An 800-nucleotide genomic window follows, 5' to 3' on the forward strand; every position below is an offset into this window, starting at 1 on the left:
GAGCTGCGTAAAGGCGGCCCCCTCCATGAAGAGGCCACTGCGGATGCGCTCGGGTGTGGTGCACAAAGCCTGCGCAACAGTCTGGGCGGTCCACGCCTGCTGCGGCTCACGAAACACGGTGCCCGAGATCGTCTCGCGGAGTGTCCTCGCCTTCGGTAGAGCAGTGCCCACGGCGGCCGACCGTGCCGCACCCAGGGTTGCCGAGATAGGGCTATCGAGTTCGACGCTGCAAGTAGAGACCGCGAAGAAGCTGCCTTCGAAGTGCAGATCAATCGACTCGAACGCCGGCACCTCGACCGTGCGGTTGTCCCTCAGGGCGCGCTGAAAGCCTCGACGCGTCAGCCCATGGACACCTTGGTGTGGCGTGATCCTCATCGGGAAAGCGGGCACTAGACGCCGGAGGGATAGATTGGTCCGGCAGGAAATCTGAACTCGCATGGTGGCTACTGAAAGGCATGACATCAGCAGGAGCTTGACCACTCTTTCCGCCGCAGTAAATCTGGTTGTTCCGAATGCCGCATTCGGCCGCGCAGTACGGCGGGCAATTCGGGCCACCTTGGCGCCCGCCCCACCGGCCCAGCCAGGCTAGGGCTGCTAGCGCGGGAGAACACTCGCCTCGAGTCTCCCTTACCTCCGACACTCCTCTGTCCGGCGCGCTGTTAGAATAACTTTTTGCGATGCTTTGCGTTCCTACATCATTCCTTAGAGGGTGAGGACAAATTCAGGCATTGGTCAATCGGCGTACGAGCAAACGTGCCTGAGATAGCCAGACCCAGGCGGTTGCGCTGGCGATGCTGCGA

The 800-nt window shown here is 61.8% G+C and carries 1 protein-coding gene; it reads right to left on the reverse strand.

Annotated features, from left to right (window positions below; all coding sequences use genetic code 11):
- Window positions 1-480 (reverse strand): hypothetical protein (locus ACYP5B_RS52465; RefSeq protein ID WP_459575397.1); only part of this gene is annotated, 480 nt, incomplete at its 3' end.
- Window positions 481-800: the final 320 nt, after the last annotated feature.

The sequence above is a fragment of the Cupriavidus sp. 8B genome, assembly GCF_054589115.1.